This is a genomic window from Nonomuraea sp. CA-143628 (assembly GCF_050942315.1).
In the GTDB taxonomy this organism is placed as follows: Bacteria; Actinomycetota; Actinomycetes; order Streptosporangiales; family Streptosporangiaceae; genus Nonomuraea.
The window spans coordinates 10,437,965-10,457,476 of the sequence record NZ_CP192072.1; the positions used below are offsets into that span (position 1 = coordinate 10,437,965).

Genomic DNA, 19,512 nt, shown 5'->3' on the forward strand with positions numbered 1-19,512 from the left:
TCTTAGACGTATCATGGCAGTTCGCCTACGGTACGGCGTATGACAGAAGCACGACGCGCGATCTTCAGCGGCTCCACCTTCGAGGAACAGATCGGATATGCCCGAGCCGTGGTGGACGGCGACTGGGTCCACGTCTCGGGAACCACCGGGTTCGACTACGCGACCATGACGATCTCCGACGACGTGGTCGAACAGGCCGAACAGTGCCTGCGCAACGTCGGGACCGCGTTGACGGAAGCAGGCTGTACGTTCGCCGACGTCGTCCGGGTCCGCTACCTGCTGCCCGACCGGGAAGACTTCGAGCCGTGCTGGCCGACCCTCCGCCGCTACTTCGGCGAGATCCGCCCGGCGGCGACGATGCTCGTGTGCGGCCTCTCCGACCCCCGCATGCGCTTCGAGATCGAGGTGTACGCACGACTCCGCGGAGCAGTTGCGGTATGAGCACACACGGCTCCGCGGAGCGGTTGCGGCGTGAGCGGGCACGACTCTGCGGCGCGGTACCAGTGCGGACCGCACGGTTCCGCCAGTCCGGTACCAGCGTGAGCGAACACATGGCTCCACCAGGTCGGTTTCAGCGTGAGCTGTGAGCGGTCATGTGGAAATCCTGGTAGACGGCGCATCATGCCTGGTAGACGGCCAGGTGCCTCCCGGCGGGCGGACATAGGAACTCCACGGAGACGGACAGCGATCGGGCACGATGGCCGCGAGTCGGACTGCGGCAAATTGCGTTGACAGCATGCAGTCAACCTCAGCAGTATCTCGACGAACAGTTGTGTGCGATCCACTCAGAAGGACAGGACAAATCATGCGCGGACTCGTGTGCCCAGAAGCCACCGCCGACCTGCACACGAGGAGCCATGAGCCGTTCGAATCCGCCGACGTCCGCAGGACCTGACGCCTTCCCCGAGCACCCGCACCTTGGACCCAGCGTCCTCGCCCGCCGCTTCCTGGTCTGGAACTTCCTGCGGGCAGTGCTACACCACGGCTGGTGGCTCGTCACCAGCCTCTATATGGCCGTCGATGCGGGCCTGTCCCCTGCGCAGCTGCTGCTCATCGCCGCCGCGCAGGGGGTGGCAAGCATCCTCTTCGAGGTCCCGGCCGGGGTTGTGGCCGACACCCTCGGCCGCAAGAAGGCGATCGTCGCGTCGCACGTCCTGATGGCCACCGCCATGGCGGTAACCGGCCTCTTCCCCAGCTTTGTCTCGCTGATGCTGGCCCAAATGCTGTGGGGCATCTCCTGGACCTTCACCAGCGGATCGGACGTTGCCTGGGCGACCGACGAGATTGACCAGCCCGACCGCATACACCTACTGATCGCCGCTCAGACCCGATGGCAGATGATCGGCGCAGGGGCCGGGATCGTCGGGTTCGGCGTCTTCGCGGCCATCGTGGACCGCCCGACAGCGATCGTCTGCGCGGGCGTCCTGATGCTCCTGCTGGGGACGTGGTTCACCGCGGCCTTTCCCGAGAAGAACTTCGTCCGAGTCCGCAAGAACCATCTCAAGGCCGCCCTCGGTATCGCCCGCCGAGGCGCACGCCTGGCGTTCACCGACCGCACCATCCTCATGCTGGTCGTAGTCACCGTCCTGGTGAACGGCGCGGCCGACACGTTCGGCCGGATCTACCCGGTACACCTCGCCGACCTCGGCCTCCCCCCGGGCACCTCCGGCATGGCCTGGTTCACCGCGATCAACCTGGCCGTCTACGCCACTGCGGCCCTCGCCCTCGCCGCCGTCCAGCGCCGACTCGACTCCGATGCCGACGCCCGCACCTCCCTGGCCCTTTCCTGTCTTACCGGGCTGGTCAGCCTCGTCCTCCTCGGCTTGGCGTCAAGCCTCCCCCTCGCGGTCGTCGCCGTGATAACCACGAACGGCATCGCCATGCCCCTAGCACGGACCGTCACCACCATCTGGGTCAACCGTCGCACCACCAGCGACATCCGGGCCACCACCCATTCCTTCCTGGCGCAGGCCGAGTACACCGGCGAGATCCTCTGCGCCGCCGCTCTCGCCGGCCTCGCTGGGACCTCCGGAACCGGCGGCACCATGCTCCTGGCCGCAGCACTCTTCGCGGCCGGCGCAGGGACCGTCGCCCTCAATTGGTCTCGAACGAAAGCCCGAGCGAGGGAGCGCCAACTTGAAGACTGATCTTGGTGGCTGGGTAGCGGAAATTGGCAACTGACGGACTGGGAAACGCCCGAAGTGCCGAAGTCAGCGATCGTGACGGCCTTTCCCGCCCCTGATCACCACGCAAAAGAGCCCCACACGCAAGACGTGAGACCCAGATAACGCGGAAGATGCGCCCCACGCACCAGGCGTGAGACCCCCACCACGCAGAAAAAGGCCCCACAAGGCTTAACGCGCAAGCCCCCTGAAACGCAGGAAGGGCCCACGCACAACGCGCAAGGCCCCACAAGCCACAACGCGCGAGGCCCCACCACCCGCAAACCCCTGAAACGCGAAAAAGGGCCCCACAAGCGTGGAGCCCTTTCCCGTAACCAAAGATTGTCCGGCGGTGACCTACTCTCCCACACCCTCCCGAGTGCAGTACCATCGGCGCTGGGAAGCTTAACTTCCGGGTTCGGAATGTAACCGGGTGTTTCCTTCCCGCCATAACCGCCGTAACCCTATGAAACTGTCAAACACACACGCGTTTGCTGTTTCAGAATCACATAGTGGACGCGAGCAAGATGCTTTGTGGTCAAGTCCTCGGCCTATTAGTACCGGTCAGCTCCACACGTTACCGTGCTTCCACCTCCGGCCTATCAACCCGGTCGTCTACCGGGAGCCTTACCCACTCTCATGGTGGGAGACCTCATCTCAAGGCGAGCTTCCCGCTTAGATGCTTTCAGCGGTTATCCCTTCCGAACGTAGCCAACCAGCCGTGCACCTGGCGGTACAACTGGCACACCAGAGGTTCGTCCGTCCCGGTCCTCTCGTACTAGGGACAGCCCCTTTCAAGTCTCCTGCGCGCGCAGCGGATAGGGACCGAACTGTCTCGCGACGTTCTAAACCCAGCTCGCGTACCGCTTTAATGGGCGAACAGCCCAACCCTTGGGACCTACTCCAGCCCCAGGATGCGACGAGCCGACATCGAGGTGCCAAACCATCCCGTCGATATGGACTCTTGGGGAAGATCAGCCTGTTATCCCCGGGGTACCTTTTAGCCGTTGAGCGACACCGCTTCCACACGCCGATGCCGGATCACTAGTCCCAGCTTTCGCTCCTGCTCGACCCGTCAGTCTCACAGTCAAGCTCCCTTGTGCACTTACACTCAACACCTGATTGCCAACCAGGCTGAGGGAACCTTTGGGCGCCTCCGTTACCCTTTAGGAGGCAACCGCCCCAGTTAAACTACCCACCAGACACTGTCCCCGATCCGGATCACGGACCAGAGTTAGACGTTCAAAACGACCAGAGTGGTATTTCACCAATGACTCCACCCGAACTAGCGTCCGAGCTTCCCAGTCTCCCACCTATCCTACACAAGACGCTCCAAACGCCAATGTCAAGCTGTAGTGAAGGTCCCGGGGTCTTTCCGTCCTGCTGCGCGTAACGAGCATCTTTACTCGTAGTGCAATTTCGCCGGGTCTGCGGTTGAGACAGCGGGGAAGTCGTTACGCCATTCGTGCAGGTCGGAACTTACCCGACAAGGAATTTCGCTACCTTAGGATGGTTATAGTTACCACCGCCGTTTACCGGCGCTTAAGTTCTCACCTTCGCCAACTTACGTCGGCTAAGCAGTCCCCTTAACGTTCCGGCACCGGGCAGGCGTCAGTCCGTATACATCGTCTTACGACTTCGCACGGACCTGTGTTTTTAGTAAACAGTCGCTTCCCCCTGGCCACTGCGACCCCCACCAGCTCACAGAGCTAGCCTGATCACCAGCAGAGGTCCCCCTTCTCCCGAAGTTACGGGGGCAATTTGCCGAGTTCCTTAACCGCAGTTCACCCGATCGCCTTAGTATTCTCTACCTGACCACCTGAGTCGGTTTAGGGTACGGGCCGCCACAACACTCACTAGAGGCTTTTCTCGGCAGCATAGGATCATCCACTTCACCACAATCGGCTCGGCATCACATCTCAGGATTCATGCGAGGCGGATTTGCCTACCTCACTCCCTACATGCTTACCCCAGGACAACCATCGCCTGGGCTGGACTACCTTCCTGCGTCACCCCATCGCTTACCTACTACCCGATCGGATCGAGCGTTCAGCCTCACCCCTAGTCCCGAAGGACATCAGAGGACTTAAGGACTCTTAGCATCACGAGGTTCGATATGGGCGCATTGAAGCGGGTACGGGAATATCAACCCGTTGTCCATCGACTACGCCTGTCGGCCTCGCCTTAGGTCCCGACTTACCCTGGGCGGATTAGCCTGCCCCAGGAACCCTTGGTCATCCGGCGCGAGGGTTTCTCACCCTCGATTCGCTACTCATGCCTGCATTCTCACTCGCACAGCCTCCACAACTGGATCACTCCGCTGCTTCACCGGCTGCACGACGCTCCCCTACCCATCAACACAGACGAATCTGCATCAATGCCACGACTTCGGCGGTGTACTTGAGCCCCGCTACATTGTCGGCGCGGAATCACTTGACCAGTGAGCTATTACGCACTCTTTCAAGGGTGGCTGCTTCTAAGCCAACCTCCTGGTTGTCTCTGCGACTCCACATCCTTTCCCACTTAGCACACGCTTAGGGGCCTTAGTCGGTGATCTGGGCTGTTTCCCTCTCGACTACGAACCTTATCGCCCGCAGTCTCACTGCCACGCTCTCACTTACCGGCATTCGGAGTTTGGCTGACGTCAGTAACCTTGTCGGGCCCATCAGCCATCCAGTGCTCTACCTCCGGCAAGAAACACGCGACGCTGCACCTAAATGCATTTCGGGGAGAACCAGCTATCACGGAGTTTGATTGGCCTTTCACCCCTACACACAGATCATCCCCCAGGTTTTCAACCCTGGTGGGTTCGGTCCTCCACCCAGTCTTACCTGAGCTTCAACCTGCCCATGCGTAGATCACTCCGCTTCGGGTCTACAGCATGCGACTCAAACGCCCTCTTCAGACTCGCTTTCGCTACGGCTCCCCCACACGGGTTAACCTCGCCACACACCATAACTCGCAGGCTCATTCTTCAAAAGGCACGCAGTCACATCACACACCAGCAAGCTGATGTAAGCTCCTACGGCTTGTAGGCACACGGTTTCAGGTACTATTTCACGACCCCTCACCGGGGCACTTTTCACCTTTCCCTCACGGTACTCGTGCACTATCGGTCACCAGGGAGTATTTAGGCTTACCAGGTGGTCCTGGCAGATTCACACAGGATTTCTCGGGCCCCGTGCTACTTGGGATCCCCTCAAACAGTCGACAGATTTTCGCCTACCCGGCTCTCACGGTCTACGGCGCCCCTTCCCAGAGGCTTCGACTAACCCATCGATTTATCACTGTCCAAGAAAGCGGCAGCTCCCTTAAGAGGGTCCCACGACCCCGGACATGCAACGCCTGCCGGCTATCACACACGCCCGGTTTAGCCTCATCCGCTTTCGCTCACCACTACTCACGGAATCACTCTTGTTTTCTCTTCCTACGGGTACTGAGATGTTTCACTTCCCCGCGTTACCACCAACCGCCCTATACATTCAGGCGGAGGCAACACCACATGACTGGTGCTAGGTTTCCCCATTCGGACATCCCCGGATCAACGTCTGGTTGGCGACTCCCCGAGGCTTAACGCAGCCTCCCACGTCCTTCATCGGCTCCTGATGCCAAGGCATCCACCGTGTGCCCTAAAAAACTTGGCCACAAAGATGCTCGCGTCCACTATGCAAATCTCAAACAACAAACAGCAACCAACCCCACCCGCCACCAGACCAACCACCCCGCTCCCCCTGGAGGGAGAAGGATCGATGCGATGTGACAGAAGGCGGCCCTGCATGAGGTATCCACAAACCACGGGACTGCCCACCGCTCAAGGGCGCCGACTTCCGCCGACGTCCCACCCCGCCGACCCGGCGCCAGGAGGTCAGGCCCTTGCGGGCAACCACTGGCGTGGGTGGTGGGATGCGGTCGCAGTCCCAGGTCCGTTTCCTCAGGACCCAACAGTGTGTCCAACCAGTTCAGATCGTCTCAGGACGCGTCTTCCCACTCCGCTGTCTCCAGCGGCGGTACCAACGGCCCGGAAGACCGGAACCGGTTGAGTAGCCAGTGCTCCACTAATGAGCTTGCCGTGTGCGAGACGTTCGCTCGCAGGCACAGCGTAGATCGATGACTTCCGTCATCCGATCGGTGCTCCTTAGAAAGGAGGTGATCCAGCCGCACCTTCCGGTACGGCTACCTTGTTACGACTTCGTCCCAATCGCCAGCCCCACCTTCGACCGCTCCCCCCAGCAAGCTGGTTGGGCCACGGGCTTCGGGTGTTGCCGACTTTCGTGACGTGACGGGCGGTGTGTACAAGGCCCGGGAACGTATTCACCGCAGCGTTGCTGATCTGCGATTACTAGCGACTCCGACTTCATGGGGTCGAGTTGCAGACCCCAATCCGAACTGAGACCGGCTTTTAGGGATTCGCTCCACCTCACGGTTTAGCAGCCCTCTGTACCGGCCATTGTAGCATGTTTGCAGCCCAAGACATAAGGGGCATGATGACTTGACGTCATCCCCACCTTCCTCCGAGTTGACCCCGGCAGTCTCCCATGAGTCCCCACCACCCCCGAAGGAGCGTGCTGGCAACATGGAACAAGGGTTGCGCTCGTTGCGGGACTTAACCCAACATCTCACGACACGAGCTGACGACAGCCATGCACCACCTGTCACCCAGTCCGAAGAGGCGCACATCTCTGCACGTTTCCGGGTGATGTCAAACCTTGGTAAGGTTCTTCGCGTTGCGTCGAATTAAGCAACATGCTCCGCCGCTTGTGCGGGCCCCCGTCAATTCCTTTGAGTTTTAGCCTTGCGGCCGTACTCCCCAGGCGGGGCGCTTAATGCGTTAGCTCCGGCACGGAGATCGTGGAAGATCCCCACACCTAGCGCCCAACGTTTACAGCGTGGACTACCAGGGTATCTAATCCTGTTCGCTCCCCACGCTTTCGCTCCTCAGCGTCAGGTAAGGCCCAGCAAGCCGCCTTCGCCACCGGTGTTCCTCCTGATATCTGCGCATTTCACCGCTACACCAGGAATTCCACTTGCCCCTACCTACCTCTAGCCGGCCCGTATCCACCGCAGACCCGCAGTTAAGCTGCGGGCTTTCACGGCAGACGCGACCAGCCACCTACGAGCTCTTTACGCCCAATAATTCCGGACAACGCTTGCGCCCTACGTATTACCGCGGCTGCTGGCACGTAGTTAGCCGGCGCTTCTTCTGCAGGTACACGTCAACTTCGTCCCTGCTGAAAGAGGTTTACAACCCGAAGGCCGTCATCCCCCACGCGGCGTCGCTGCGTCAGGCTTCCGCCCATTGCGCAATATTCCCCACTGCTGCCTCCCGTAGGAGTCTGGGCCGTGTCTCAGTCCCAGTGTGGCCGGTCGCCCTCTCAGGCCGGCTACCCGTCGTCGCCTTGGTAGGCCACTACCCCACCAACAAGCTGATAGGCCGCGAGCCCATCCCCAACCGAAAAAACTTTCCACCACCATCCGATGCCGGAGGCGGTCGTATCCGGTATTAGACCCAGTTTCCCGGGCTTATCCCAGAGTCAGGGGCAGGTTACTCACGTGTTACTCACCCGTTCGCCGCTCGAGTACCCCGAAGGGCCTTTCCGCTCGACTTGCATGTGTTAAGCACGCCGCCAGCGTTCGTCCTGAGCCAGGATCAAACTCTCCAAACAATGTCTGAAGGGAAAGAAATCCCAACCATATAAAAGGAATCCACCACATCCACACCATAAAGGCGCAGACATGACGGGGTTGTGCATCATGCACTGGCTTTTAACACACTGTTGAGTTCTCAAGAAACGGACGCGTACTCCCCAACCTGCGAGAGGCGCACATTTCGTTTTTCTGTTTTCGTTGTGTCTTTATCTTTTCAGTCGCCCGGCCCGGTGTCAAATTGACCCGACCCGCTCCGACCTGCTGGAATAAAGACCGCCCCGTTTCCGGGACAACCCCTCTAACTTACCAGACCATCCAGAGTGATGCGAACACCATCCGAAAGGATCTGTTTGGGGGTTGTCCCCGAGTGAGGCCGACGATCATCGCCGTCCTCGTGGGACTGGTGAACTCTATGTACGCCTCCCGGAACCGTCAAATCAACGGCCTGCCGGTGTCATCCCCTGCCCAAGGGTAGGAAGCCACTGTGCCCCGAGCCCTCACCATCCTGCTGGGTATCGCCTGCGCGGTGATCGTCCTGTTCGGCATGCGCGAGGTCGCGTCGATCCTGGGCCCGGTGGTGCTCGCCCTCGTGCTGGTCATCGCCGTCGCCCCGGTGCGCGGCCGGCTCGCCCGCGCGGGCGCTCCCGGCTGGGTGCAGGTCGCCGTGCCCTTCCTCATCGTGCTGTTCGTGCTGCTGGGCATGGTCGCGGTGCTGACCGTCTCCGTCACCCAGCTCGCCTCGTTGCTCCCCGCGTACGCCCCGCAGTTTCAGCAGTTGCTCACCGACGCCCAGAACTTCGCCACCACCCACGGCGTCAGCAACGCCCAACTCGACAAGGCGATCCAGGCCCTCGATCCCACCAAGGTGCTCGGGCTGGCGCAGAGCCTGTTGTCGAGTCTGCTGGGGATCCTCTCCAGCCTGTTTCTCATCGTGGTGCTGCTGCTCGCGATGTGCCTGGACACCCCGGCCATCGTCAAGATCATCGCGTCGGGCAAGGCTGCCAAGCCGCACCTGGTGGAGGCGTTCGGCACGTTCGCACACAAGACCAGGCGCTATCTCATCGTCTCCACGATCTTCGGTCTCATCTGCGCGGCGCTGGACGTCTTGGCCCTGTCCATCCTGGGTGTGCCGCTGCCCCTTCTCTGGGGTGTCCTGGCGCTGATCACCAACTACATCCCGAACATCGGCTTCGTCCTGGGACTGATCCCGCCCGCGATGCTGGCGCTCCTCGACGGCGGCATCAAGCAGATGCTCCTCGTCATCGCCGCCTATATCGCCATCAACGTGGTGATCCAATCGTTCATCCAGCCCAAGTTCCTGGGTGACGCGGTGGGGTTGTCGACCACGATGACGTTCCTGTCACTGATCGTCTGGGCGTTCGTCCTGGGGCCGCTGGGCGCGCTCCTGGCGATCCCCCTGAGCCTGCTCACGCGGGCGATCCTCGTCGACAGCGACCCCAGCGCGGGCTGGGCGGCCGCTCTCATCTCCGGAGCTCCGCCAGAGTCACGCCGCTCAGGCGCTTGACCTCGTTGGCCAGGTGCGCCTGATCCGCGTAGCCCGAGACCACCGCCACCTCCACCGGCGCCACCCCCGCACGCGCCAGTTTCAGCGCCCGCTGGAACCGGACGACCCGCTGCAGGACCTTCGGCCCGTATCCGAACGAGGCCAGACTGCGCCGCAGCAACTGCCGCTCGCTGAACCCCAGCGCCCAGGCCACCTCGCCCACGCTCCGCCCCGTCCGGAGCGCCTCGGCTATCGCGGGCGCCGCGGCGTCGGCGGGCGCGGTGGCCCGAAGCCGGGCCACGACCGCGGCCCGCATGCTCGCGAGCCGCCGCCCCCCGGACATCGCCACATCCCGCCCGACGGAGAACTCCTCATCGGAGACGGAGAATCCCAGGTCCGCCACCGGCACCCGCTGGTCGCGCAGGGCGTGCGCCGGAACGCCGAACACGTCCCCGACCCCGCCCGGCTTGAACCGGATCCCGGTGAAGGCGTCCCCCGCGCGCACCCGCACCGGCATCGGCCCGGTGTCCGGGCCAGCCACGAAGGCCCCCGAAGGCCCCCAGATGAGGTCAACGCACCCATCGGGCACCACAAGCCGCGTGCTGTCGGCGTCGCTCACCTGCCGCCACACGCAGGTGACCCGTCCGTCGAAGCCGTCCCCAGGAGGCCGCTCTTCGTACATGCCTCCAAGCTACGCACCCCCACCGACAAGAAGTCACACCCGCCCGTACGCCTGGAGCGTCCGCAGCCGGTGCACGGTGATGTAGCCGCCCCACTCGTGCTCCACCACGGGCGTCCAGATCAGCCAGTTCCCCTGCCATCCGCCCTCCTCCGACTGGGCGGCGGCGAGCACGTCGAGGTGCCGGTCCAGGACGTCCTGCGTGAACAGCGGCAGCCGCAGCGGCGACGGAGCGAAGTCGAGGGGGAAATGCGCGTGGCCGGACGCGTCGGGGTCGAAGGTGACCGTGGCCAGCAGGGCCTCACGCAGCCGGGCGAACTCCGCCTCGGCCCGTGCCCGGTCGGGGACGAGGTCCAGGAACTGGACGACGGCCCGCGCCTCGTACGGGGTCGTGTCCGAGATGCCGGCGATCGCCGACCAGCAGAAGTCGGTGGCGGGTTCGAGCCATGGGTGGGCGACGCCGTGCTTGTGCAGGAGCCCGGCGATCGACGCGGTGGGGACGAGGTTGCCCGGAGGCTCGTCGCCGGTCTCCCACCAGGGCGCCCGCGGCGTGTCGCGAACGCTCGGCAGCACGAACGGCACGCCGCCGTCCTTCGCCGTGATCCCCAAGAGGTAGTCGCAGGCGGCGGCCACCATCGGATCGTCGAAGGCGTCCAGCTCGTCGAGGATCCAGAACGCCACCTCCACCGGCTCCGGCTGGCTGCCCGCCCCGCGCAGGTCCGGTTCGAGCGCGTTGCCGAAGCCGCCGTCGTCGTTCCGGTAGCAGCGCAGCGCGTCTAGCACACGCGTACGGGAGGCACCCCTGAACAGGGCCTCGAACCTGAGCCTGTCGATCAGCCGCCCGTGCAGCAGCAGGTATCTCTCAGCGCGGGAGACCGCCCGCGAATTCAGCTCCATAGCGGTGCAAGCTATCCCGGCCTGGCCAGGTTCTTCTTGTAAGAAACGGACACGTGGAGCGTCCGAGTGATGCCCGCCGGCCTGCGCGCCGCACGGGCATCTCGTCCGCCCGATGGTCACGTCGTGGCCAGGGCCTCCGTGGGCGACATGCGGGCGGCTCGTACGGCCGGATAGAACCCGGCGATCCCGCCGATGACCAGGGTGGCGAGCACACCGCCGAGCATGGCCCAGACCGGCACGACCGCCGGCCAGCCCTGGAAGCTCGCGTACGCGGCGGTGACGCCGATGCCCAGCGCGACGCCGCCGACGCCACCGATGGCGGACAGGAGCAGCGATTCGGCCAGGAACTGCAGCCGGATCTGCCCGCGGGTGGCGCCCAGCGAGCGACGTAGCCCGATCTCGGCGCGCCGTTCGAGCACCGAGATCACCATCGTGTTGGCCACGCCTACCCCGCCGACCAGCAGGGCGACGCCGCCGAGGCCGAGCAGGAGGGCGTTCAGCGTGGCGTCGGTGGCCTGTTTGGCGGCCAGCGCGTCCGACGGTCTGGAGACCTCGACCTCGTTGGGCTTCTCCGGGTTGGTGGTGGGGCCCAGCACATCGCGTACGGCGACGACGGACGCCTCCTCGGCCCTGGCGTAGATCGTGGTCGGGTAGCCGTCGAAGTCCAGCCGTTCCTCGGCGACGGACCAGCCGATCAGCGCCGCGGTGTCGAGTTCGGGGGCGAGCGGCGCGGGACCGAGCACGCCGACGACGGTGAACCACTGTCCGCCCAGCCAGACCCGCTGGTCGGGGCCCGCCCGTACGACGCCGAGCCGGTCGGCCGCCTTGGCGCCGAGCACGGTGGCCGGGTACCGCTGGGTGGCCTGGTTCAGCCAGGTGCCGCTGACGATCTGGGCGCCCACGTCGTGCGGCAGGTCGAGGCGGGCGGCCGTGACCGAGATGCTGCCCGACTGGGCCGCCGGGATGTGGTCGTTGCGGTAGACCTTGGCGGCCGTGGTGCCCGTGGCGGTGACCGATGTGACGGGTGCGATCCGTTCGATCATGCCCTCCGCCTCGGCGGGCAGGTGGGAGCTCTCGCCGAAGAGCGTCTGGCCGGGTGAGACGGTGAGCAGGTTCGTGCCGAGTGCTTCGAGCTGGCGGTTCAGGTCCTCCTGGCTGGAGGCGGAGATGCCGACGACGCCGAGCATGGCCGCGATGCCGATGGCGATGCCGAGCGCCGACAGGAACACCCGCAGCGGTCTGGCGCGCAGGCCCGAGCCGCCGACCCTGACGACGTCGCGCGGCCGCATCCGGGCGGGGGTCAGGATGGTGGCGGTCATACCCCGGCTCCGTCCGTGATGTCCATGAGGTCCACCACGAGCCCGTCGAGCATCTCGACCTGCCTCGGGAGCGAGGCCGCGATGTCGCGGTCGTGGGTGATGACGACCACGGTGGTGCCGCCGGCGTTCAGCTCGCGCAGCAGGTCCATGACGCCCGCGCCGGAGCGCGAGTCCAGATTGCCCGTCGGCTCGTCGGCCAGCAGCAGCCGCGGCCCGCCGACCACGGCGCGGGCGATGGCCACCCGCTGCCGCTCGCCGCCGGACAGCTCGTGCGGGCGGTGGCCGAGCCGGTGCCCGAGCCCGACCCGCTCAAGTGCCTCGCAGGCGCGCAAGCGGCGTTCGCGCAGGGAGGGACCCGCGTACAGGAGGCCGTCTGCGACGTTGTCCAGCGCCGGGACGCCCGCGGCGAGGTGGAACTGCTGGAAGACGAAGCCGATGACGTTCGCCCGCAGCGCCGACAACTGCTTGTCGGTGAGGGTGAGCACGTCGTGCCCGGCGATGCGCACGGTGCCGCTCGACGGGCGGTCCAGGGTGCCGATCATGTTGAGCATGGTCGACTTGCCCGAACCCGACGGGCCGACGATGCCGACGAGTTCGCCGTACTCGATGCCCATGGAGACGCCGCGCAACGCGGCCACCTCCCCGTACGACTTGCTCACGTCAGCCAGCTGGACGATCACTTGGGCACCGCCACGGTCGCGCCCTCCTGGACGCCGCCGACCTCCACCTTGCCGTCGGCGAACATGCCGATGTCGACGGCCGCGTACTGGGTGGTGCCGCCCGACACGACCTGTACGCCGTAGCCGCCCTCCGCGAGGGCCAGCAGCGCCCCGACGGGTACGGCCAGCACGTCCTCGCGCCGGGCCGACACGATCGTGACGTCGACCGGGGCGGAGTCGAACGGCTTCTTCAGGCCCCTCACCGACACCTTGACCTCGATCGTGGTGGTGGCGTCGCCGCCCGTGCCCGTCTCGGTCGCGACCTTGCCCACGCTGGTGACCTTGCCCTTCACGGTGGAGCCGTCCGGCAGCTCGACCGTGGCGCCGAGGCCCTTCTTGACCAGGTGCGCGTCGGCCACGTCGAGGTTGACGAGCACCTGACGGGTGGTGCCCGTCGCGGTGAGCACAGGCCCCGTGCCGCCGGCGCCGAGCGTGGTCTTGAGGCCGGCGACGCGGAGGGGTCCGCGCTCCACGACCACGTCGGTGGGCTGGACCTCGCCGGTGACGTCCAGACCGAGGTCGTCCTGCCAGTCCTCGACGGCCTCGCGGGTGGCCCAGGTGAACTCCTCGTCGACGTCGAAGCCGGTGTAGCCGAGCTTGGCCAGGTTCCGCTCCAGCAACTCGACGTCCTTGCCCTCGACGCCGTCCTTGAGCACGCGATAGAGGGGCATGCCGCCGTAGAGCAGGGGGCGGCGGTCGGCGTCGACGCTGTAGACGGCCTTGCCCCGAGTGATGGTGGCGCCTTCCTCGGGCAGCCAGGTGATCGTGCCCGGCGACTTCGCGGTGACCGTGATGGTGTCGCCGTAGCCGAGCGTGCCGTCGACGGTCTTGGTCTCGGTGAGCGTCGTACGGGTCACCTTCGCGGTGGCCGGGGGCGTACGGTCGGCGACGGCCGTGCCCGAGCCGTTGCCGCCGAAGCCGATGGCGGCGGCCGCGACGGCGGCGGCGAGCAGGGCGGTGCCCCCGGCCCAGGCGGCCACGCGCAGCGGCCGGCCCCGGCGCGGCTGGATGGCCAGGACCTCGGGGGCGGCCTTCTCGGGCTTCTCCGTCGCTTGTGTCATCGCGCCGGGCCCATCTTCGGGAACTTGTCCCGGCATGCCTCATACGCCTTCTTGAACACCGGGTCGTCCGGCTTGAAGTTGCGCGCCATGCCCTTCCCCATGATCTTGCCGCTGGCATCGGGGTCAGGCATGTCGACGCCGTTCTCGCGCATGCACGCGGCGAACTGGCGCAATTGCTCCGTGTCTTCCGGCTTGAGCTCCGCGCGGTTCTTGATCGGAGAGAGGGACCGGCAGGCTTCCATGGCCTTCTGGATCTTGTCCTTGTCGCCCTTGATGGAGGTCATGGCGGCGAGGCCGCCACCGCCGTCGGGGTCGGGGTCGGGCATGTCGACGCCGTTCTCCCGCATGCACGCGGCGAACTTCCTGGCCTGCTCCTGCGGATCGGCACTGGCCGTGGGCGAGGCGGTGGCGGCGGTGGGCGCGGTGGACGAGGCGGCCTTGACGGAGGCGACTCCCGTCGAACTCGGTTCGGTGCCGCATGCGGTGACGCCCAGAGCCAGCATCGCCGTCGCGGTCGCGAGGAGGATTCTCTTCATGCTTCGAACGTGCCGAGCGCCGATCAAAGGAGCCTGGGAGCCGCCTAGGAGCCGGGTAGGAGCACGCGGAAGGTGGCGCCCCGGCCCGGCGCGGAGTCGAGTTCGATCGTGCCGCCGTGGGCGTGCACGATCGCGGCGGCGATGGCCAGGCCCAGCCCAGCGCCGCCGTCGATCCTGGATCTGCCCTGGCTGACGCGGTAGAGGCGGTCGAAGACGTGGGGGATGTGCTGCTCCGGAACGCCGGGCCCGGTGTCGGCCACCTCGAACACCGCCATGCCGCGTGCCGTGCCCACGCTCACCGTCACCGACGCGTCCTCCGGGGTGTGGGTGAGGGCGTTGCCGACGAGGTTGGCGGCGACCTGGCGCAGCCGGGCCTCGTCGCCCACCACCGAGACGGGGGCCAGTGTCCCGCCCAGGCCGCTCAGCCTGACCTGCCTGCCGGGCACCCGGACGCGGGCGTCCCGGATGGTGTCGGCCGCCACCTCCAGCAGATCGACGGGGTGGCGGTCGATGGGGCGTTCCTGGTCGAGCTGGGCCAGAGTAAGCAGGTCGTTGACGAGCATGCCCATCCTGGCGGCCTCCTCCTCGATCCTGCGCATCATCTCCTGATCGTCACCGCCGCCCCGGCGGTAGAGCTCGGCGAAGCCGCGGACCGAGGTGAGCGGGGTGCGCAGCTCGTGCGAGGCGTCGGCCAGGAAGCGGCGCATGCGGGACTCGGAGTCGGTCCTGGCGGCGATCTCGTTCTCGACGCGGTCGAGCATGACGTTCATGGCCGCGCCCAGGCGGCCCGCCTCGGTGTGCGGGTCGAGGGCGGGGACCCGGCTGGCGAAGTCGCCCATGGCGATCTGGCCGGCCGTACGCTCCATCCTGGTCAGCGGGCGCAGGCCGAGGCGTACGACGGCATCGGCGGCCAGGCCGAGCAGGAGCAGGATGAGCGCGCTGACGGCGAAGGCGATGGCGACGAGTGAGGCGCGGGTCGCCTCCAGTTCGCCGAGGGACTGCGCGACCACCGCGGTGCCGCCGTCGCGGGTCGTGCTCACCTTCAGCCGCCAGGACGGCCCCGTGGTGCCGCTCACCGTGTAGGGGTCACCCACGTGGACGTCGTCGAGCACCGGGCCTGAGTCCGAGTCGCCCGGCAGCCCGCTGACCAGCCTGCCGTCGGCGGAATAGAGGTAGATCCTGGCCACGGAGGCGACCCGTTTGGTCAGCACCTTCTCCCAGTCCATGGTCTGACCGCCGGAGATCAGGCCGGCCATCATCGGCAGCTTGCCGACCGCGCCGCCCATCGTGTTGAGCTGGGAGTCCACGCGGCGCAGCAGATTGTCGCCGAGCAGCGCGATGCCGACCACGTTGGCCAGCACGAGCGCGACCGTGGTGAGCCCGAGTATCGCCATGACGAGCCGGGCGCGCAGCGTCCACCTGCCCGGCCTCACCGCGGGGTCCTGAGCGTGTAGCCGACGCCGCGCACGGTGTGGATGAGCTGCGGCTCGAACTTGTCGATCTTCTTGCGCAGGTAGTAGACGTACGACTCGACGATGCTGGAGTCGCCGTCGAAGTCGTAGCGCCAGACGCTGTCGAGGATCTGCGCCTTGCTCACTACCCGGCCGGCGTTCGTCAGCAGGTATTCGAGCAGGTTGAACTCGGTGGGCGACAGATCGACGACCACGCCGCCGCGGCGCACCTCGTGCGCGGCCACGTCGAGCTCCAGGTCGGCGTAGCGCAGCACGTCCTCGCGCCCGGTCTCGGTACGGCTGCGCCGCAGGATGGCCCGGATGCGCAGCACCACCTCCTCCAGGCTGAACGGCTTGGCCACGTAGTCGTCGGCGCCCAGTGTGAGCCCCTTGACGCGGTCCTCGACCGTGTCACGCGCGGTCAGGAACAGCACCGGGACGCTCTCGCCGAGCCGCCTGGCCACCTCGAACCCGTCGATGTCCGCCATCATCACGTCGAGCACCACGATGTCGGGCTCGAACTCCCTGGCGGCCCGCACCGCCTCGGCGCCGGACTCGGCGGTCCTGACCTCGAACGAGACCAGGCGCAACGTCTGCGAGAGCAGGGCACGGATGTTCGGCTCGTCGTCCACGACGAGCACCCTGGCCGGTCGATCCATGGTCAAAGGTCTACCCAAGCCAGTTCAAAGCCAGCTCAAAGTCACTTCATGAAGAAAATCGGCCCGCGCGGCCGGAACGGCAGCGAAGCGCCCTGTGGCACGAGGAAGGCGTGGTCGCGGCGGATGCGAATCACGTCGCACTGACCGTCGGTGATGAGCAGGATCGGCCCGTCCGTCGGGAAGTCGTCGGCCCGTTCCAGCAGGCTGACTCCGGGCTGCAGGATCGTGCCGCCCCGGCCGCGTACCTTGACCCGGTTCGCGATGTCCTCGACCGGCAGGTAGCCGGCGTCGTACGCGATGGCGTCGCAGAACACCACGCGCGCCCGCGGCACGTCGCGGACCGAGGCGTAGGAGGCGATCGCGCCGAGCGCCTTGCCGAGCAGCTTGACGTCCATCGAGCCCGAGGTGTCCAGCACCACGCCGAACGTGGCCTTCCTGACCACCTCCTCCGGCCGCACCCGGCCGGGGCGCGGGATGTGCGGGGTGGCGGCCTGACGGCGGGAGGCGCGGGCGTAGGAGCGCCGGGTCTCCTCCGGCTGGAAGTGCTCGTCGAACCAGCGGGCCAGCTGCGCGTCCCACGGCAGCGGCGGCTGGTCGAGCGCCCGGATCTCCTGCTCCAGCCCGGCCGGTACGAAGCCGCGGCCGTTGCCCTGGTGGAAGGCCAGGCCCGTGCAGAGTGCGCTGCGGTAGTACTCGTCGAGGTCGACGCAGCCGCGGGCCGGGCGTGGTGGCCGGTCGAGGACGTCGCCGAGGCCGCGTCCGCGCAGCGTGGCGAGCTTCCGCATCCGCCGCAGGTCGGTGACGATCGTGTCGTAGACCGCCTCGGCCGACATGCCGGACAGTGTCTGGTCGAACAGCAGCCCTTCGGGCATCTCGCCGACGCCCATCTCGGTGAGCCAGCCGTTGATCACGTAGTCGCAGGCGACGTTCCAGATGTACGGCTCGCGTGGGCCGACCCGTTCGCCATGGCGGAGCGCGGCGTGCAGCATCTCGTGGGCCAGCACGAACCGCCACTCCTCCTCGGAGTGCCGGGCGAGCGGGTTGATGTAGATCTCGCCGGCTTCCGCGCTGACCGCGGCGATGGAGATCCCCCAGCTCCTGGCCAGCTCCACCTCGGCGACTATCTTCATGCCGGCGGCGAGCGCGCCCAGCAGCGGGTAGGAGGAGACGAACCAGCGCAGCGCCGCGTCCCACGGCCCCTCTACGTGCTTGTCGCTCGCGACGCGCGGGGTGCCCGCCTGGTCGAGCGCGGCGGTGGCCGCCTCGGCGACGCCCACCGCGAACATGGACGGGAAGTCGAAGTGCTTGGCCATCTCCGCCGAGCAGATGCGGAAGTCCTCCTCTCCGACCGGTTTGTACGCCTCGGGGATGCCGAGCCTGCGCCAGCGCTCCGACAGTGTGACCTCGTCCTGCTCGGGCAGTTCGGCGGGCAGCGGCGCGGGGCAGCGGCCGATCTTGAGTGTGCGCAGGAACCGGTCGACGGCCAGGCAGCACGCGGCCCGGTAGGCGGGCTCGGGACGGTCGCCTTCGACGTCCTTCGGCGCGCAGGTGCGCGGGTCGGCGTGCCCGAAGCCGAGATGGAGCAGCAGGTGGGCGAAGATCCACGCCCACTCGGCCGCCTCGGCGCGGCGGCGGGGGTGGTGGCGGATGTCCCCGTCCTCCGTCACCACCGCCCAGGTGTCGGCCGACAGCTCCCCCTCCTCCGCCGCGTAGAGCCAGCTGTGGTAGACGGAGAACAGCGGGTGCCGGTCGACGAGCTGCCAGCCCTTGCGCACCTCGGCGCGCCACGGGTCGGTCTTGGCCTTGTTGCGGGGGCTCATGACCGGGCCGCCATCAGCCTGGGCACGTCCCTGCCGACCTCGACGAGGAACCAGGTGGGCAGCGCGGGCGCGCCGTTGGCGTCGGAGGCGATGACGAGCTGGGCGCACTCCAGCGAGATCTCGGCCAGCTCGACCAGCAGCGTCTTGGCGCGGAAGCCCAGGTCACGCCCTCTGGAGGAGGCGCCGCGCTTGTCCACGGGCAGCTCCTTGACCAGCCGGGCCCGGAACGCCTCGGCCAGGAAGTAGAGCAGGTCGCGCTCCTCCGGCCGGCGCGGCCACGGTGCCTCGCCCTTGATCACCGCGTTGAGGTCGTACGCGTGCCGGACGGTCTTGACGTAGGCGCGGAAGGCGGAGGCGTGGTTGGCGGTGAGCGTGCCGAACGCGAGCATGGCGAGCGTCTCGTCGGCGACGTCGTCACCGTAGGAGGTCAGCACGTCGGAGAGCATGTGCCAGGCACGCGGCGAGGAGAACGGCTCCTCGGTCTTGGGCGGCGCGCTCCACAGGTGGTCGGGCCGCTGCCCCAGGTAGTCGACGATCCACGGGTGGATGCCGTTGGCGGCGGCCCACTTGAGCCAGTCGTCGGGCGCGGCCCGCAGGTGTACATGGACCAGCCGGTTGATCAGCGCGGAGGCCATCGGGCGGGCGAGCGCGTTGTCGGTGGCCCGGTTGCCCGCGCCGATCACGACGGACCCGGCGGGCAGCTCGTACGCGCCGATCCTGCGGTCAAGGATCAGCGAGTAGAACGCCTTCTGCACCTCAGGCGCCGAGGCGTTCAGCTCGTCGAGGAACAGGCAGTAGGGCTCGGCGCGGGCGATCGACTCGGGCGGCGCGAACCGGCTGCGGCCATTGATCAGCTCGGGCACCCCGATGAGGTCCTCGGGCGCGAGCTGGGTGCCGAGCAGGGTCACGCAGTCGAGGCCGAGGGAGTCGGCGAACTCGCGGACCAGCGAGCTCTTGCCGATGCCGGGCGCGCCCCACAGGAACACCGGCCGGACGACGGCGACGTGCAGCAGCAGCTCGGGGAGCTGCTGCGGAGTGACCGTCACCGTCGCCTGCACG

13 protein-coding genes and 3 rRNA genes are annotated in these 19,512 nt (G+C 66.6%); 3 read left to right on the top strand and 13 right to left on the bottom strand.

What is annotated here, in order from left to right:
- Nucleotides 1-39: 39 nt before the first annotated feature.
- Nucleotides 40-441, top strand: coding sequence for a RidA family protein (locus ACQP2T_RS47320; RefSeq protein ID WP_433511382.1), 402 nt, complete (start codon nucleotides 40-42; stop codon nucleotides 439-441).
- A gap of 416 nt (nucleotides 442-857) precedes the next feature.
- Nucleotides 858-2,147, top strand: a complete 1,290-nt coding sequence (locus ACQP2T_RS47325) for an MFS transporter (RefSeq protein WP_433511383.1) — start codon at nucleotides 858-860, stop codon at nucleotides 2,145-2,147.
- Nucleotides 2,148-2,506: 359 nt separating this feature from the next.
- Here ACQP2T_RS47325 and rrf read toward each other — a convergent pair.
- From rrf to ACQP2T_RS47340, 3 genes are all read right to left on the bottom strand, one after another.
- A 5S ribosomal RNA gene (gene rrf / locus ACQP2T_RS47330) occupies nucleotides 2,507-2,623 on the bottom strand.
- 73 nt (nucleotides 2,624-2,696) lie between these two features.
- Nucleotides 2,697-5,806: ribosomal RNA gene (locus ACQP2T_RS47335) — 23S ribosomal RNA — on the bottom strand.
- A 495-nt stretch (nucleotides 5,807-6,301) separates the two neighbouring features.
- Nucleotides 6,302-7,825: ribosomal RNA gene (locus ACQP2T_RS47340) — 16S ribosomal RNA — on the bottom strand.
- The 16S, 23S and 5S rRNA genes sit together here, the layout of an rRNA operon.
- Before the next feature lie 467 nt (nucleotides 7,826-8,292).
- Between ACQP2T_RS47340 and ACQP2T_RS47345 the strand changes: the two genes are divergently transcribed.
- A complete protein-coding gene (locus ACQP2T_RS47345; RefSeq protein WP_433511384.1) occupies nucleotides 8,293-9,333 on the top strand; it encodes an AI-2E family transporter in 1,041 nt (346 codons plus the stop codon).
- Here the strand turns inward: ACQP2T_RS47345 and ACQP2T_RS47350 are convergent.
- The 10 genes from ACQP2T_RS47350 to ACQP2T_RS47395 form a co-directional block, all read right to left on the bottom strand.
- Nucleotides 9,290-9,994 carry a DUF6597 domain-containing transcriptional factor gene (locus ACQP2T_RS47350; protein WP_433511385.1) on the bottom strand — a complete coding sequence of 235 codons (705 nt, stop codon included), beginning with the start codon at nucleotides 9,992-9,994 and terminating at the stop codon, nucleotides 9,290-9,292. The genes ACQP2T_RS47345 and ACQP2T_RS47350 overlap by 44 nt on opposite strands.
- A 33-nt stretch (nucleotides 9,995-10,027) precedes the next feature.
- Nucleotides 10,028-10,888: a hypothetical protein gene (locus ACQP2T_RS47355; protein WP_433511386.1), complete on the bottom strand. Its 861-nt coding sequence runs from the start codon at nucleotides 10,886-10,888 to the stop codon at nucleotides 10,028-10,030.
- Nucleotides 10,889-11,004: 116 nt separating this feature from the next.
- Entirely contained in the window at nucleotides 11,005-12,207 is a 1,203-nt protein-coding gene (locus ACQP2T_RS47360) for an ABC transporter permease (RefSeq protein WP_433511387.1), read from the bottom strand.
- Nucleotides 12,204-12,884: an ABC transporter ATP-binding protein gene (locus ACQP2T_RS47365; RefSeq protein WP_433519927.1), complete on the bottom strand. Its 681-nt coding sequence runs from the start codon at nucleotides 12,882-12,884 to the stop codon at nucleotides 12,204-12,206. The genes ACQP2T_RS47360 and ACQP2T_RS47365 overlap by 4 nt, the downstream gene beginning before the upstream one ends.
- A complete protein-coding gene (locus ACQP2T_RS47370; protein ID WP_433511388.1) occupies nucleotides 12,884-13,987 on the bottom strand; it encodes a peptidoglycan-binding protein in 1,104 nt (367 codons plus the stop codon). Before ACQP2T_RS47370 ends, ACQP2T_RS47365 begins: the two co-directional genes overlap by 1 nt.
- A complete protein-coding gene (locus ACQP2T_RS47375) occupies nucleotides 13,984-14,523 on the bottom strand; it encodes a hypothetical protein (RefSeq protein WP_433511389.1) in 540 nt (179 codons plus the stop codon). The genes ACQP2T_RS47370 and ACQP2T_RS47375 overlap by 4 nt, the downstream gene beginning before the upstream one ends.
- A 44-nt stretch (nucleotides 14,524-14,567) precedes the next feature.
- Nucleotides 14,568-15,956 carry an ATP-binding protein gene (locus ACQP2T_RS47380; protein ID WP_433511390.1) on the bottom strand — a complete coding sequence of 463 codons (1,389 nt, stop codon included), beginning with the start codon at nucleotides 15,954-15,956 and terminating at the stop codon, nucleotides 14,568-14,570.
- Nucleotides 15,953-16,633 (bottom strand): response regulator transcription factor, encoded by a 681-nt coding sequence (locus tag ACQP2T_RS47385; protein ID WP_433511391.1) that lies wholly within the window; start codon nucleotides 16,631-16,633, stop codon nucleotides 15,953-15,955. The genes ACQP2T_RS47380 and ACQP2T_RS47385 overlap by 4 nt, the downstream gene beginning before the upstream one ends.
- 41 nt (nucleotides 16,634-16,674) lie before the next feature.
- Nucleotides 16,675-18,453, bottom strand: coding sequence for a vWA domain-containing protein (locus ACQP2T_RS47390; RefSeq protein WP_433511392.1), 1,779 nt, complete (start codon nucleotides 18,451-18,453; stop codon nucleotides 16,675-16,677).
- Nucleotides 18,450-19,511: an ATP-binding protein gene (locus tag ACQP2T_RS47395; RefSeq protein WP_433511393.1), complete on the bottom strand. Its 1,062-nt coding sequence runs from the start codon at nucleotides 19,509-19,511 to the stop codon at nucleotides 18,450-18,452. Before ACQP2T_RS47395 ends, ACQP2T_RS47390 begins: the two co-directional genes overlap by 4 nt.
- Nucleotide 19,512 lies beyond the last annotated feature (1 nt).